Source organism: Sphingopyxis sp. CCNWLW2, assembly GCF_037095755.1.
In the GTDB taxonomy this organism is placed as follows: domain Bacteria; phylum Pseudomonadota; class Alphaproteobacteria; order Sphingomonadales; family Sphingomonadaceae; genus Sphingopyxis.
In genome coordinates this window covers 734899-749057 of record NZ_JBAWKJ010000003.1, presented here as the reverse complement: position 1 = coordinate 749057, position 14159 = coordinate 734899, and the positions used below count along the sequence as shown (strand labels likewise).

Sequence of the window (14159 nt, the reverse complement as noted above, 5' to 3'; positions counted from 1 at the left end):
GCCATGTGGGCAAAGGACGCGCTCGGCGCGATCGCTGACCTGTTGTTCATGCCGGTTGTCATCGGCCTGATCGGGGTCGTCATCTGGACGATGATCGCCGTGGGGCTTTTCCTGCGCAGCTTCATCGGACGCGCACGCGGCCGACGTCCCGCGCGCGATCGCTACCGCGCGGCGATCGACGCGGCTTTGACCGGCAACTCCCATGACGACGAACTCGCCGCGGAAGAAATCGTCGCACGCGCCGAAAGCGACGCGGCGCGCTCGCTCAATTCGGTGCGCTTCGCGATCCGCGTCGGGCCGTCGCTGGGGCTGATGGGCACATTGATCCCGATGGCAACGGCGCTATCGGGGCTGGCGCGCGGCGACCTCCAGGTCCTCGCATCGAACATGGTCATCGCCTTTTCGAGCACCGTGGTCGGGCTTGCGGTCGGCGTCGTCGCCTATCTGGTCGCGATGGTCCGCGAAGGCTGGACGCGTGCCGATCTCGACGCCGTGCGCTTCCATGCCGAGCGGGCGCTGCGGCGCGAGGAAGCATGAGCCGCCGCCGCCCCGTCCGGTTCGCGCGGCGCCGCGACGACGAAGGCTGGCAGGAAGACCCGCTGTCGGGCGTCGCCAACCTGTTCGACATCAGCCTCGCCTTCATCGTCGCGATGGTCGTCGCGCTCTATTCGATGATGGGCGCCCCGTCGCTGCTCGATCCCGACAGTAGCTGGACGATGACGCGCACCGACGCACAGGGGCGGATGGAGATCGTGCGCAAGGACGGCAAGCAAATCCGCGTCGAGAAGGTGAGCGATCGCAAGCTCAGCGGCAATGGCGACCGGCTCGGCGTCGCCTATCGCCTGCCCGGCGGCAAGGTTGTCTATGTTCCCGAAGCGGAAGCGGCAGCCGGGAAGACGCGATAATGCTGCGCGCCATCGCCCTGCTTCTACTCGTTCTTGCGACGATCCTGCCGGCACGGGCCGAAGAGGCGAAGCCGCGCATCGCCTTTGTCTCGATCCACATCGCCGAAATGCCGACGATCGCCAAGGCCGGCGCGAAGCGTACCGAAGACCAGGTGTCGGTCGATTTCTTCGGGCTCGGCGGCGGGCTGCTGCCCAGCATCGAGGGCGTCGATCTCGGGCGCTACGACCTTGTGCTGCTTGATGCGGCCGGGCCGCGGCTGCTCAATTTCACTGCGCAGATCGAGGCCACCAAGCGCCGCACAAAAATGCTCGCCGTCGGACCCGGCACGCCGATCGCGGGCAATATCGACCCGGCTCTTCATCCCGATATCGCGCGCTACTGGACCAACGCGACCGAGGAAAATTATGCGGGGCTGTTCGCTTATGCCGCCGCGCGGCTGCTCGGGCGCCGTATCGCTATTCCCCCGCCGGTCGAATATCCGCCGCTGGCGCTCTGGCACCCCGAGGCACCCGCGCCCTTCGCCTCGCCGCAAACCTATCTAGACTGGGAAACTGCACGACTTCCGAACGGTGCGAACCGCCCCAGGATCGGGCTGCTCTTCTATCGCAGCCTTGTGCTCGCCGACAATGCGCAGATGATCACCGCGCTGATTCGTGAAATCGAGCGGCAGGGCGGACTGCCGGTGCCCGTCTGGCGCGAGGGTGGCCGCGATCTCGCATCGTCGCTCCTTGGCGATACCCGGCTCGACGCGCTGATCCTCTGCGCGAACCGGATCGACTATGCCTCGGCCGACGCCGGTGTCGCCGAAGCCGAGCGGCTCGGCGTGGCGCCGCTCATGTGCGCGACCGACTATCGCCGCGATGCCGAAGCCTGGGCGAAAAGCCTCGGCGGGTTCGCTCCAGCCTCGACTGGTGAGCTCGCGATGAGCGAACTCGACGGCATCGTCGAACCGATGGTCGTCGCGGCGCGCGAGCGCGCGCCTGACGGCACGGCCCGCTACGAGCCCATCGTGCAGCAAATCAGCTGGCGCGTCGCCCGCGCGATGGCATGGACCCGGCTCCGCCGGCTGCCCAACGCGACGAAGCACATCGTCATCAGCTATCATAATGAAGAACCGGGCAAGGCCGACGTCGGCAGCGACCCCGATTCCTATATGGATGCGCAAGGCAGCATGGTCGCATTGCTCCACCGCCTGAAGGCGGAGGGATATGATACCGGAACAGGGCCAATCCCCGATCCCGCCGAACTCGCGCAGCGACTGGCCGACGAAGCGACCAATGTCGCGGCAACCGACGCCGCGGGGCTGCGCGAACGCATCGCGCAGGGCGCGATCACCATCCCGCTCGCGCGCTATCGCAGCTGGTATGCGGCCCTGCCCGAAGCGCTGCGGCAGGATGTCGAACGGATATGGGGCCCACCACCGGGCGATATCATGGCCATCGACGGGCAATTGGTCATTCCCGCCCTTCATTTCGGCAAGATCACGCTTGCCGCCCATCCGCTCTGGGGCCCGCAAACGGGCGGCAAGGCGCTAGCGGAAATTGGCGCGCTGCCTCCGCATCATCAATATCTCGCCTTCTACCTCTGGATGCAGCATCAGGGGCGAACCGACGCTTACGTACCGCTCTTCACCCAATTGTCGCTCATGCCAGGAAAGCAGGAAGGCCCCGCGGCCGCCGATGCGGTCGGGCTGTTGATCGGCGCGCTGCCGCACATCCAGCCGCTCCCGCTGCAAGCCAATGGCGGCGTCGGCAACAAGCGGCGGACGCAGGCGGTGACGATCGGCTTCATGCCACAGTTCGCGCGCGCTGGCCTTCCTCCGCATCTCGGGGCCATCCGCTCTTTGCTGGAGGCGGAGCCGGTCGATCCGGCTGCGCTGCGCGCCGCCGCGATCGAGGCTGGCCTCGACGGGGCATTGGGCCTCGATCCGGCGACGGCGCCAATCGACCGGCTCCGACCGGCGCTGGATCGATATCTCGCCGAGGCCGAAGCGGTGCCTATTCCGCTCGGCGGCCATATCCTTGGCCAGGCGCCCGCCGCCGATGTGCAGGCGCGGATGGTCCAGGCGATGCTGGGGGTCGGCGCGACACCGCCCGATCTGGACGATGTCCGCCGCGCCATCGCCGGGCAAGCTGGCGCGCTCGATCCGGCCACCACCACGCAGGCCCGCGACTATGCCGAGCGGATCGCGAGCGCACCGCGCGAAATGGATACGGTCATCGCGGCGCTGGCGGGCGCCTATGTACCGCCCGGACCAATGCGCGATGCGATCCGCAACCCGGACGCGCTGCCCGCCGGGCGCAATCCCTATACGCTCGACGTTCGCGCGGTGCCGACCGAAGAGGCATGGCAAACTGGCGTGAAGCTGGCCGACGACCTGCTCGCCGACTATCGCACCAGGCACGGCCGACCACCACGCAAGGTCGCGTTCGTGCTGTGGTCGAATGAAACCGCGCAAAATGGCGGGACGAACGAAGCGCAGATATTCCATCTGCTCGGCGTCCGCCCGCTTCGCGACGCGCGCGGCAAGGTCGTCGATGTCGCACTGACCGACCGTGCGGCGCTTGGCCGCGCGCGGGTCGATGTGCTGGTGACGACGTCGGGCACCTATCGCGATCATTTCGGCGAGAAGCTTTCGTTGATCGCGAAGGCGGTCAAACTGGCCGCTGCCGCCGACGAGCCCGACAATCCCGTCCGCGCCGAAACCCGCGCCCGCATCGCCGCGCTCGAAGCGCAGGGCATCGAGCGGCAGCAGGCCGAAAAGCGCGCGCTACGCCGCATCTTTTCTACCGCACCCGGCGCCTATTCGCCGTCGACGCAATTTGCCAATCGCGAAGGTTGGAGCAAGCCGGAATTGAACCGGCTTTATCGGGCCCGCATCGGCCATGCTTATGGCGACGAGGGTGAAGGCGAGCCCGACGGCGCCGCCTTCAACGCCAACCTCGGCGGTGTCGATGCCGCGGTCTTCAGCCGCACTTCGAGCGCCTATGGCCTGCTTGATACGCCGATGCCCGCCGCCTATCTCGGCGGTCTGTCGATGGCGGTGCGCGAGGCGAGCGGACGCACGATCGATGCCTATATCGCCAACGAACAGACGCCAGGCCAGCCCCGGCTCGAAACGCTCGATCGCTTTTATGGCCGCGAGCGCGACAGCCGCTACCTCAATCCGGCGTGGATCAGGGCGATGCAGGCGAGCGGCTATAATGGCGCGCGCTACATGACCGACCTCACCGACTCGCTGTCGCTCTGGGAGCAGATGCGCCCCGAGCTGGTGACAGACCGCGATTGGGAAGCGGTCCGCGACGTCTATTTGCGCGATCGCTACGATCTGGGGATGGACCGCTTTTTCGCCGATCATAATCCCGCCGCGCGCAGCAAGTTGATCGCCACGATGCGCGACGCCATCGATCGCGGCGACTGGAACGCGGATGCCCAAACTCGCGCCGAGTTGGCGCGGCTGGCGGCGGTTGGCGCGCGGGCCTTGTCCCGCCCGCAAACGATGTTTGGGGCAGCCCGTAAGGCAGGAAGAATCGGGCACAATTCCGCACCGGGTCGTCCGGGAAAGCAAGCCGTAGCCAAGGCCGGGCGCCGATCGGCTCAAGCACCGATATCCGGGTACGAGCTCGTTGCCACCGCCACCCTCAAATTGACGTCGTCCCGCCAGGCCCCGCCCTTCTCGATCGCGGCCATCATCGCTCTATTTCTGGTTCTCGTCGTCAGCGGCGCGGCGTCGACGCCAAGGTGGTAGGCTTTCGTCGAATCGCTGAACTGGCTGCCAGTCGATCATGGCCGCGAGGCGCCTGTCGGCATTTCGGCCGAGGTCCGGAATAGCCGACATTGCGCACCTGCCACAGGTTGCGGACAAGATTCTCGCATCTTAGACCCGGCATTGGATAATCCGGAGGTAATTTGGTGTTTCTCATTTCGGCTGCCGCCTTGATACTTGCTGAACCCGTGCCTCCGCCGCCCACGGCGGCACATGAAACCCCGGACAGGCGAAACCCGCTGACCAACTCCGACCGCGTGGTCGTGACCTGTCGTGACGGAGGGATTGTCGGAGCGGAGTTTGTCCGCGAACGTCAGAGCGTCACGGTGGTCGGGATCGCCGGTTTTTCCCGCGCGCTATCCGACCACCAGCGCAAAATCGTCGATGCCGCTCTCCAGCCTCTCAGGTCGCTGGACCGGGTTGAAATCATCTGCAACGGGCGCGACAGCGCGATCATCCGGGTTCTTGGCGCCTTTGTCGACGTCGAGCGCCAAATGTATCAGCAGACGGTCGTCATCGTCTGGGAAAGCTCGGGCATGCTGGGCACAGAGCGGCGTGCCATTCCGGAAATGAAGTTGGAACCACGCGCGCTTTAAGGCCGCCCACGCTCTCCCATCTCATGTCGTTAGGCTGGCAAGGCAGTGACCAGATGTGGCCGATTTCGAACAGGCAGGTTTCAGGCAGAAAACGTCGGAAGCGAGGATTCGCCATCGCCGAGCCGCTTCAATCCGGCGCGGCGTTCTTGTCCATAACCTCGCAAGGTATTCGCATTCCCTCGAGCGCGGCAGGAAACCCGCAATAGATTGCCGAGTGGATCACCAGTTCCCGTAACTCGTCGTTCGACAAGCCGTTGTTCGCGGCCCCGACGAAATGGGACTTGAGCTCGGCACTCCGGTTCAGGGCAAGGAGCATCGAAACCGTCGCGATCGACCGGGACCGACGATCCAAGCCTTCGCGGGTCCACACTTCGGCCCACGCCATCTCCGTCGCGAGGCGCTGGAGATCATATGCGAAGTCGGCCGGCCCGGGCATGGAGGATGCGACCCGCGCCGCGCCCATGACTTCGCGGCGCACCTTGAGGCCACGCGTTAGCCGGTCATCAGTTCGCATCAAGATCCTCCTCCAGGCCGTGGAACGACGGGCCGCGATTGCTGACAGAGAGCATCCGGATCGTCCGTCTCGCTCTGAATGACGGCGCGCTGACCTATTTGCTTTTTCTGAAGCTCGGGCTTGGCATATCTGGCGACTTCGCCGAGTTGATTACCCTGCCCCGCCTGTTCCCGAAAGATGGAAAGGTCCGGATTCACGTCGATATGCCCGCCGAAGTCCAGGAACATCTGGTCGATCGCGGGTTCACTCTTGATCCGACAAGATATGATCTCGGAAAACATCTGGCGATCGTCAATCTGGTGGAAGAGGTCGAACCCGGCCTGTTCCATAGCGGAGCAGATCCTTCGGGCGACGGCGGCGCTTTCTAGCGGGTTCAGCAAGGATCGCCGGACTGTATGAGCACGGATGATTCAATCCCGCTGGATCTTGTCGTGTGTCGGACCACCATCCCCAAGCACTTCACTGGAGAAGCATGACGATTTTTCGGTCCAACGCGTCGAGGTGATACTTTTGTTTCATAAATGCGGCTTCAGAACGCCTTAATTGGTTGGCGCCGATAAATGCGCCGTCCGCTGTATCGCGCGCCCTCACTCGGCAACGATGAAAATTCAAGTTGCCGGAATGCTGATGATACCGACATTGTCCTCGATGCGGATTTTGGTGCCGTAGACGGCCGACGCCTTGGCTATTCCGTCAAGGATTTCTCGTCCCTGCTCGGCGTTTGCTGGCCGCGGATGACCGTTGCGATAGTCCTTGGCGGCCTCTCGCAATTCGATCGGTATGAGACGGATTTCGCTCGGGCGTCCACCGCGTGTATGGATCACTGCGATGACGCTTCCGAACATTTCGTGGGCCCGGTATCGCGCGAACTGGTGATCGATAATGTCTCGCGGGATCGAAGCGCGCGGGTCGACATCAAGTTGTTCGTAGCGCTCGAGGTTGGGCGTCGATAGTTCGTACATCGAATAGAAGAAGGGATTGATCCCGTAGAAGATCGGGAAACCCTTGTAAATTTCGATGCCGCGGCGCTCGGGTTCGGTGTGGCTTGCAATGACGATATCTGCGCCGGCATCGATGGCATCGCGATAGAATTTCGTGAAAAGCCGCGGTTCTTCATGAGAATGGACATAGAGCACGGCCAGATCGGAAACATCCTTGGCGAAGCGCAGGGCGCGAAGCTGGTTGTAGTGATCATATTCGTTGTAGCTCTTGTCCTTATTCAGGCGAAGCGCATTCACGCCCGCCCGCGATCGCGTGAACCCGACCCCGTCGGAGGCCATGCCTCCGGCGTGATTCAAGGTCGTGGTCACGCCAACGAACGAGACCCTGCCGAAGCGCGTATTCACATAGGCCGGAGCCTGCGCAAACGCCCGGGTGATGCCATAACCCATCGTCTCGATGCCCGCCTCGTTGAGCAAATGCTGCATTTGTTCCAGAGCGGGCGGGCTCCAGTCGCCTGCATGGTTGAAAGCCATGCTCAGGACATCGAACCCCATTTGCGCATATTCCTTGGCGATCACGGGCGGCTTCGAAGGTTGGCTCGTTCCGCCTTCCGGATAGATTCCGGGCGTACGGAGGTCGAAAACCGGAGTCTCCGCATTGGCGACCGCCACGCTGGCGTTTCGCAAGATGTCGACCAATTTGGCAAATTCAGGATCTTCGAGGCCCATGACCGGAATTTCAGGTCCGACAAGATCGCCGACAGCCGCAAGCGTAAAGCCATCGGCGATCGTGCCGGCCTTACGCTTCGCGGGTATCTGGTCGGCGGGATTTGGTTTGAAGGTGGCGATGGTCTGCGCGCTGGTGCGAGGAATCAACACGCTCGGAAATGCCAGACCGGCAACCAGCGCGCCGGCAGCGAGCATCCGGCAAAGCCGCGGTTGCCGCATTCTCGCCATCTTGGATCGCATCCGGGTATCAGGACTGGTCATCGCAATATATCCTTCTTCACAATATTCGAACTTGGTGGTCCGGACCGGCCATTAACCTCGCCGCACCGACGGCCGACATGCCCTGCACCATGTCGTAGCCCCCGGCAGCGCCTCCCGCCGCGCGGCAGCCCTACAGGGAGTTTTTGAAGATCCGACCGTCCTTCATGATGAGCCGCAGGCTGGTTTCGGGGGTCAGGAAGCTTGCCAGCGACGGAATTTCCTTGGCGTCGACCACAAGGATGTCAGCATAGGCGCCTCGTTCGATCCGGCCCACCGGTCCCTCGGGATAAGGGTTGCGCGGCCCCGACATCGCCAAAAGCGCACCATTTTCGCTCGTTGCCATCCGCAGCCCGCCGGCAGCATCATACCAGCGCGACAAGGCTGCAAGCCGCGTGCTTTGCTTGGCCGCCCCCTCGGGATTCATCGTGTAGTCGGTGCCATATGCCACGCGGATGCCGAAACGCTGAGCCAGGCGATACGCCCGGTCGGTGCCTTCAAGGACCGACTGAAGCTTCCTGGTCTGCCGCGGATCCTGAAGTTCGGTGGTCTTGAGCGGCACAAACGGCTGGAGGGACCACCAGACGCCGCGGTCGCGCATGAGCTTGGCGGTCGCCTCTTCCGCCAGATGGCCATGTTCGATGCATTTTACGCCGGCGTTTATTGCGCGTTCCATGGCGCGCGGTGAGTAGGCATGCACGGTGACATAAGTCCCCCAGTCCGCAGCGCATTCGACTGCGGCCCGCAGTTCTTCGGAGCTGTATTGCAACGAATCCAGGGGATCGCGCAGCGAAATGATACCGCCACCCGCCATCACCTTGATCTGCGAGGCACCCAGGAACAGCTGTTCACGAACTTTGCGGCGCACGGCATCCACGCCATCCGCAATCACAGACAGATAATTGGCCCTCTCCCGGGCATCGCCGGAGTAGGCGCTGAGCTCGTTGGGCTCGCGAAAGTCACCATGGCCGGACGTTTGCGAAACCGCGAGTCCGGACGGAAAAATCCGGGGGCCGGCGATCGCGCCGCGATCGATCGCGTCCTTGAGAGCGAAGCTCAATCCCGCCACGTCGCGCACCGTGGTATAGCCGCGCATGATGGCCGCCTCCATGTCCTCAGCGGCGTTGAGGACGAGCGCATCGAGCGTTATCGCCCCCGCGCGCTCATGCGGCAGCGTGGCGAACATGCTATGATAATGGGCGTCGATGAGGCCCGGCATCAGCACCCGGCCGCCGCAATCGATGATCGTCGCGTCGGCTGGCGGGGCGACCGCCGCCGCCTCGATCGCCAGAATCGACGCCTGGCGCACGAACAGCTGCTTGCCGTCGTGGAGACTCGTGTTCACACCGTCGAACAGCCGGAAGTTGCGAAAGGCGATGGTCGCTCCCGGTCGATCGGGGACATGGGCCATGCTGCTGCCGCCGCGCAGGCCGCACGCGGCAAGCGCCGTCAAACCGCCACGTACGAAAGCTCTTCGATCGAGTCTTCCTTCAGTCATGAGTCTGTTCCTTCTCGCCGGAATGCCGGGCGCGCTACCATGTCGGCGGACGCTCCGCGGCACGCAGTGATCGTCGTGGTCACGCACCGGGCGCCGATCACGACCGCAAGGCCGCGCTCGCGGCCAACGAACGACGCCCCCCTCCCGGACAATTGATCGAACGACAGTGTCCGCCGTCCGAGCCGCGCGGCCCAAAAGGGAATGAGGCTGCTCAACGCGGAGCCGGTGCCGGGGTCTTCATTCTCCCCGATGCTGAAACCCGGGCAAAAGAAGCGGAAAGCGATCTTGTCCGCGCCGGCCGGCGCCGTGGCGATGATCCCGACATCGCCCAAGGCCCGCATGCGGTCGAAATCGGGCGCGAGGGCCGCGAGTTCGTCAACGCCGTCATAGAGCAGGAGCCAGTCCCGATCGCCCTTGAAGCATTTTCGCGGCCCCGTCTTCAATGCGGCTTGGAGCTCGGCCGGGACGGCATGTGCGGCGACCGCCCAGGCCGGAGCATGCATTTCGAGCAACGCCCCGCCGCGCCTGAACGCGAAGCGGCCCGAGACCGCCTCGAAAGAAAATGTCGCCAGCGCCGCTTCTTCGCTGGTCAGGACATGCGCCGCGGCGAAGGTCGCGTGGCCGCATACGCTGCGCACCTCGCGTCCGCCGCGGCTGAACCATCGCAGCGGAAAAATGCCATCGACAGCGGGCAGGACAAAAGCTGTCACCGAAGGGCCCGAGGTCATTGCAATCGAGCGGAGGCGATCGTCGGACGGCCATTCGTCGAGCAGGCATACGGCTGCCGGATTTCCGCCTGCTACCGAGGCGGTGAACGCATTGACCCTGTAGATATGTGCCGCGCCCGTCACGATGCTCACCCCACGCGCCGGACCGACGGCAGTTCGGCGTCGAGGGCAAGTTGCGCCGCCGCCAGGTCCGGAAGCGCAAAACCGACGGCTTTGAAGATGGTGATGTCGCCCGGGCCGCGCGTCGGAGGAGCCGTCACGAGGCTCCGGAGATCCCCGGCGATGTCCTCCGGCGCCAACAGCCCTGTTGCAATGGGCTGCGTCAGATCGCCGGCCTCGACGATCGCAGCCGGCGTGTCGATCCAGACAGCAGTGGCACGCTTGATCGCGGCATCGTCGATTTCGCGCATATTGGGCCGGAATCCGCCCACAAGATCGAGATGGACACCGGGGCGGATCCAGCTGCCGTCGAAGAGCGGGCTCGACGAAGAGGTCGCGGTCACGATCATGTCGGCCGCCCTCACCGATCGTTCGAGATTCTCGCTGAGTCGGCATTCGACGCCTTTGGCATTCAACCGTTCGACCATCGCGGCGGCACGCGCCGCCGTGCGGCCATAGACCTCGATCAGCGAGAAGCGTCCGCTCGCCTGATGCGCCTCGGCCAGCTGCTCGGCAACCGGACCGGTCCCCAGAACGAGCAACGTGGATGCATCGGGGCGCAACAGGAAGCGGGCGGCCAGTGCCGATACCGCTCCGGTCCTCCGCTGGGTCAGTTCTTCGCCATCGAGGCTGGCGAGGATTTCGGCCGACCGGGCATCCATAAGCAGATAATTCGCGCCATGCGACGCGAGGCCATGGTCGCCATTGTCGGGCCAGAATGTGACGATCTTGACACCAAGGACCTGGCTCCCGTGCCAACCGGGCATGACAAGCAGCGTGCCCCCGCCCCCTTGGCTTCCACCCTCCATATCGAATGCGAGGCGCTGCGGACCAATGATCTCCTGTTCGGCCAACCGTTGCCGGATCGCTTCGATCAGATCGGGCCAAGGAAGGCGCGCACGCACATCTTCCCGCTTCAGGACAATCATCATCTACTCCTTGTAAAGCACTGATAAGACACAAGAAACTTTGGATTCCTCGTCACCAGACCGGCTTGCAAGGGTGTATTTCCGGAGCAGAAGGATCGCGGCGATGGCCAGCAACAAGGGCCCGAAAGCAAAACCGAACTTGATGAGGGTGGGCTCGGTCGTCGCGGCGGACGGCCGCGGCGCGGATTGGTGACCGATGAGATCGAGATACACGCCCACGAGAAACGCCCCCAGCGCCATCCCGGTTTGCTGGACGCAGATCCAGGCACCGTAAATCGTGCCTTCACGGCGTAGCCCGCTGATCTCCGCATCATGGTCGACGGTATCGGGCACCATTGCGCCCGGGAGCAGGAACAGCCCCGCCATCGACGCGCCCACGAGCATCATGAAGGGAATCAGCGGCCAGAAATGCCCCGGCGACAGGAGGAACGACAAGGCGAACGCCACGCTCGCGCACGCGAATGCAACGCTGTAGGCGGCGCGCTTGCCGATGCGCTGTGCGATCTTGCTCCAGACCGGAGTCATGACGATCGCGGTCAGCGATCCTATGGGATAAAGGACTCCCATGACGGCGCCATCCTGCTGCAGCACGATCGTCAGCAGATAGATAAGCATCGCGCTGTAGAAAGCGTCGATGGCGGAGCTGAACAGAAACGCCCCGGACAGATAAGCCAGAGGCTTGTTGCTCAGCAGGGTGCGTAGCTGGGTTCGCCAGTCTACCGTGTGCCGTTCGATATTCGTGGAGGGCGCTTTGGCCGTCGAGAAAAATGCCACCAGGCCCGAAAGCGAAATGAGCGTTCCCGCCAGGATACCCACCCACCGGTGCCCTGTGACGGCGTCAGGCGCCGCGGAAACCAGAAGCGGGCTCACCATGACTGCCAGCAAAACGGACAGCCGCGCGGCGATTTCCTTGTAGCCTACAAGCGACAAGCGCTCGCGGCTGTCCATGGTCATTTCGGCTGCCATCGCCGAATAGGGAACATGGTAAAGGCTGAGACTGCTGTTGACGAGGAAATAGGCGACGCCGAACCATGCCGATTTGGCGGCCACGCTCCAGTCGCCCGGAATCCAGAACAGCGCGGCGAAGGACGCGCCCCACAACACCGAGCCCGCAAGAAGGAACGGGCGCCGCCGGCCCCAACGCGTTTTGACGCGGTCGGAAATCGCGCCCATCAGCGGATCGGTAATGATGTTCCAGATGCGCGGGACAAGCAGCAATGTGCCAGCCAGCGCCGCGGGAATATGCTGCACGTCGGTGAGATAGAAGAGCAGGAATATGCTGACGATCGCCATATGGCAGGCGATCGCGAACTCGCCGATGGCCCATCCGAGTTTCACGCCGAATGGAAGCACTTTGGCGGCGATAGCCTTCACTGGCGGCACGTCGCGGCGGGCGCATCCGGATCACGCTCCCATTGCGGTGTGGCGACCGCCTCGCCGCGGGGCAGATAGGAAATGGTGAGCTCCTCCGAGCCGCGGCGTACGGGGTAGGTCAGCTTGAAGGTCTGACTGCTCGCCGCGAAGTCCTGCGGGACGGGCCTCACGAGCCGGTCGCCGTTGCGCAATCCAGCCTTCTCGGCTTCCGATCCGGCTACCAGCCCCCGAACGATCCGGTCCTTCTCGACCAGCACTTCGGGATCGAAGCCCAGTTCGTAGCGCCGGAGCATCTTCGAGGTCCGCCTGAAACAGGGGCCGAAGACATCGCCGCCGGGCAGTTGCAGTTTCCCGGCCAGCATATCCCGGAAATCGGTCACCGCGGCGGCGCCGAGTTCTGCGGAAACCACGCTTTCCCAGTCGGCGGCGGTGAGCGTGCCCTTCGCCTTCTCGCGCTCTTTCAGCACGAGCATGAGATCGTCGAGCGAACGCTTGCCCGCCGACCGCTTGCGAATAGCCTGGTCAACCAGCGCGAAATAGAAGGCGCCGCGATCATAGGCGAGCATGCGGATACGCGTATCGGCCCAGAAATTCTTCGCAACCTCGTCGTTCGACAGATGCGCCTTGATGCTGGTGTAATAGCGCATCGCCGACATGTTCACCTGCGACAGCAGATAGTCGGAACCGCTCAACCCGAAGCGGTGCGGAAGCGTCCAGCCATAGAAGACGGCGGTTCCTTCGTTGAACCAGGACCCGCTCATCGTCCCGGGCGCGGCCTCGATCTGCGGTTGAAACGTATGGTACATTTCATGGGCAAGGACAAATTTCAGCCACTCGTCCTCATTGGCCGGCCACTCGTCCTTGTAGGTCAGAACGAACGATCGATACTGGCCGACGCCGCCCCCGCCGTTCAGCGGATTATATCTTACGAATACGGAATAGGGCTCCTCGGGCGAGCGCTTGTAGAGCTGGCTGTAATGGTCGTAGAGCGATTGCGTCCACTGCATGAGCGGTTCGCCGGGCACCGGCAGCGATCCCTGCCAGGCGGCATTGAAGCCCTTGGCGCCTCCGGGCGACGGGAAGGTTCCGATCCGCCCCGCCATGAAGAAGGATGAGCGGATTGCCTCGAGACCGACGCCATTGCGAGGCGCGACATCGCCGGGGCCGAAACTGCTCAGCGCCTTGCTGCCGGCCGGGAACGCCGAAAGGTCCCACTTGAGGGAGAAGCGAAAGGCGTCGGCCCCCGGAGGAAGCAACAGGAATGTCGATGCGCTTCCCGAAACGGCGTTATCGTCCGCGCGCATTTCGACCGGCGTTCCCGCTCCCCTCACTCCCGTCAGGCCGGCCGCCGGGACGCGATACTTGAGGACGAGCGTTCCGCGCACCGCGCGGCGCGCGGACCAGACGCGAAATCCGGACGCGTCGTCGCCCCTGTCTTCTGCGGCAAGAGAGAGAGATCCAAGGTCATCGCGCGCATCGAGCCCCGCCAGCGTCGTGGCGGCGGTCAGAACATTTCCCGAAACCAGCGGAAGCTGGACGACAGGCGAACCGGCCTCGATCGAACGTGCCGCGATGCTGATCGTGGCTTCGACTTCGTCGGCCTCACCGTCGGCAGCAACAATCGGCTTCAGGCCCACCGACAGGGAAGGCAGGCGTTCCGCCTCCCCTGCCGTGCCTCCCACCGGGCTCGCCGCCGAAGCGCAGACCGCCGCGGAGACGGCCATCGAGCCGCCCAGGATATATCGGGCACGAACCATTCCG

Annotated in this window: 12 protein-coding genes; 4 read left to right on the top strand and 8 right to left on the bottom strand. The window is 64.0% G+C overall.

Features of this window, described 5'->3' with window-relative positions; all coding sequences use genetic code 11:
* Positions 1-3 precede the first annotated feature (3 nt).
* The 4 genes from V8J55_RS20935 to V8J55_RS20920 all read left to right on the top strand — a co-directional run bounded on the left by V8J55_RS20935 (position 4) and on the right by V8J55_RS20920 (position 5268).
* Positions 4-537: a MotA/TolQ/ExbB proton channel family protein gene (locus V8J55_RS20935; protein ID WP_336447496.1), complete on the top strand. Its 534-nt coding sequence runs from the start codon at positions 4-6 to the stop codon at positions 535-537.
* Positions 534-905: a DUF2149 domain-containing protein gene (locus V8J55_RS20930; RefSeq protein ID WP_336447495.1), complete on the top strand. Its 372-nt coding sequence runs from the start codon at positions 534-536 to the stop codon at positions 903-905. The genes V8J55_RS20935 and V8J55_RS20930 overlap by 4 nt, the downstream gene beginning before the upstream one ends.
* On the top strand, positions 905-4654 hold the full coding sequence (locus V8J55_RS20925) for a cobaltochelatase subunit CobN (RefSeq protein ID WP_336447494.1): 3750 nt from the start codon (positions 905-907) through the stop codon (positions 4652-4654). The genes V8J55_RS20930 and V8J55_RS20925 overlap by 1 nt, the downstream gene beginning before the upstream one ends.
* Positions 4655-4815: 161 nt before the next feature.
* The gene (locus V8J55_RS20920; RefSeq protein ID WP_336447493.1) at positions 4816-5268 is read left to right on the top strand and encodes a hypothetical protein; all 453 of its coding nucleotides are present in this window, start codon (positions 4816-4818) and stop codon (positions 5266-5268) included.
* A gap of 127 nt (positions 5269-5395) precedes the next feature.
* On the opposite strand, the gene V8J55_RS20915 is transcribed toward V8J55_RS20920, so the two are convergent.
* The 8 genes from V8J55_RS20915 to V8J55_RS20880 all read right to left on the bottom strand — a co-directional run bounded on the left by V8J55_RS20915 (position 5396) and on the right by V8J55_RS20880 (position 14122).
* Positions 5396-5782 (bottom strand): carboxymuconolactone decarboxylase family protein, encoded by a 387-nt coding sequence (locus V8J55_RS20915; RefSeq protein WP_336447492.1) that lies wholly within the window; start codon positions 5780-5782, stop codon positions 5396-5398.
* Positions 5782-6111 carry a hypothetical protein gene (locus V8J55_RS20910; protein ID WP_336447491.1) on the bottom strand — a complete coding sequence of 110 codons (330 nt, stop codon included), beginning with the start codon at positions 6109-6111 and terminating at the stop codon, positions 5782-5784. The genes V8J55_RS20915 and V8J55_RS20910 overlap by 1 nt, the downstream gene beginning before the upstream one ends.
* 279 nt (positions 6112-6390) lie before the next feature.
* A complete protein-coding gene (locus tag V8J55_RS20905) occupies positions 6391-7713 on the bottom strand; it encodes a CapA family protein (protein ID WP_336447490.1) in 1323 nt (440 codons plus the stop codon).
* Positions 7714-7843: 130 nt separating this feature from the next.
* The gene (locus V8J55_RS20900) at positions 7844-9208 is read right to left on the bottom strand and encodes a metal-dependent hydrolase family protein (protein ID WP_336447489.1); all 1365 of its coding nucleotides are present in this window, start codon (positions 9206-9208) and stop codon (positions 7844-7846) included.
* Positions 9205-10068, bottom strand: a complete 864-nt coding sequence (locus V8J55_RS20895; RefSeq protein ID WP_336447488.1) for a PhzF family phenazine biosynthesis protein — start codon at positions 10066-10068, stop codon at positions 9205-9207. Before V8J55_RS20895 ends, V8J55_RS20900 begins: the two co-directional genes overlap by 4 nt.
* Positions 10065-11024, bottom strand: coding sequence for an ornithine cyclodeaminase family protein (locus V8J55_RS20890; protein WP_336447487.1), 960 nt, complete (start codon positions 11022-11024; stop codon positions 10065-10067). Before V8J55_RS20890 ends, V8J55_RS20895 begins: the two co-directional genes overlap by 4 nt.
* A 3-nt stretch (positions 11025-11027) precedes the next feature.
* Positions 11028-12398 carry an MFS transporter gene (locus V8J55_RS20885; RefSeq protein ID WP_336447486.1) on the bottom strand — a complete coding sequence of 457 codons (1371 nt, stop codon included), beginning with the start codon at positions 12396-12398 and terminating at the stop codon, positions 11028-11030.
* Positions 12395-14122 (bottom strand): peptidase M61, encoded by a 1728-nt coding sequence (locus V8J55_RS20880; RefSeq protein WP_336447485.1) that lies wholly within the window; start codon positions 14120-14122, stop codon positions 12395-12397. The genes V8J55_RS20885 and V8J55_RS20880 overlap by 4 nt, the downstream gene beginning before the upstream one ends.
* Positions 14123-14159: the final 37 nt, after the last annotated feature.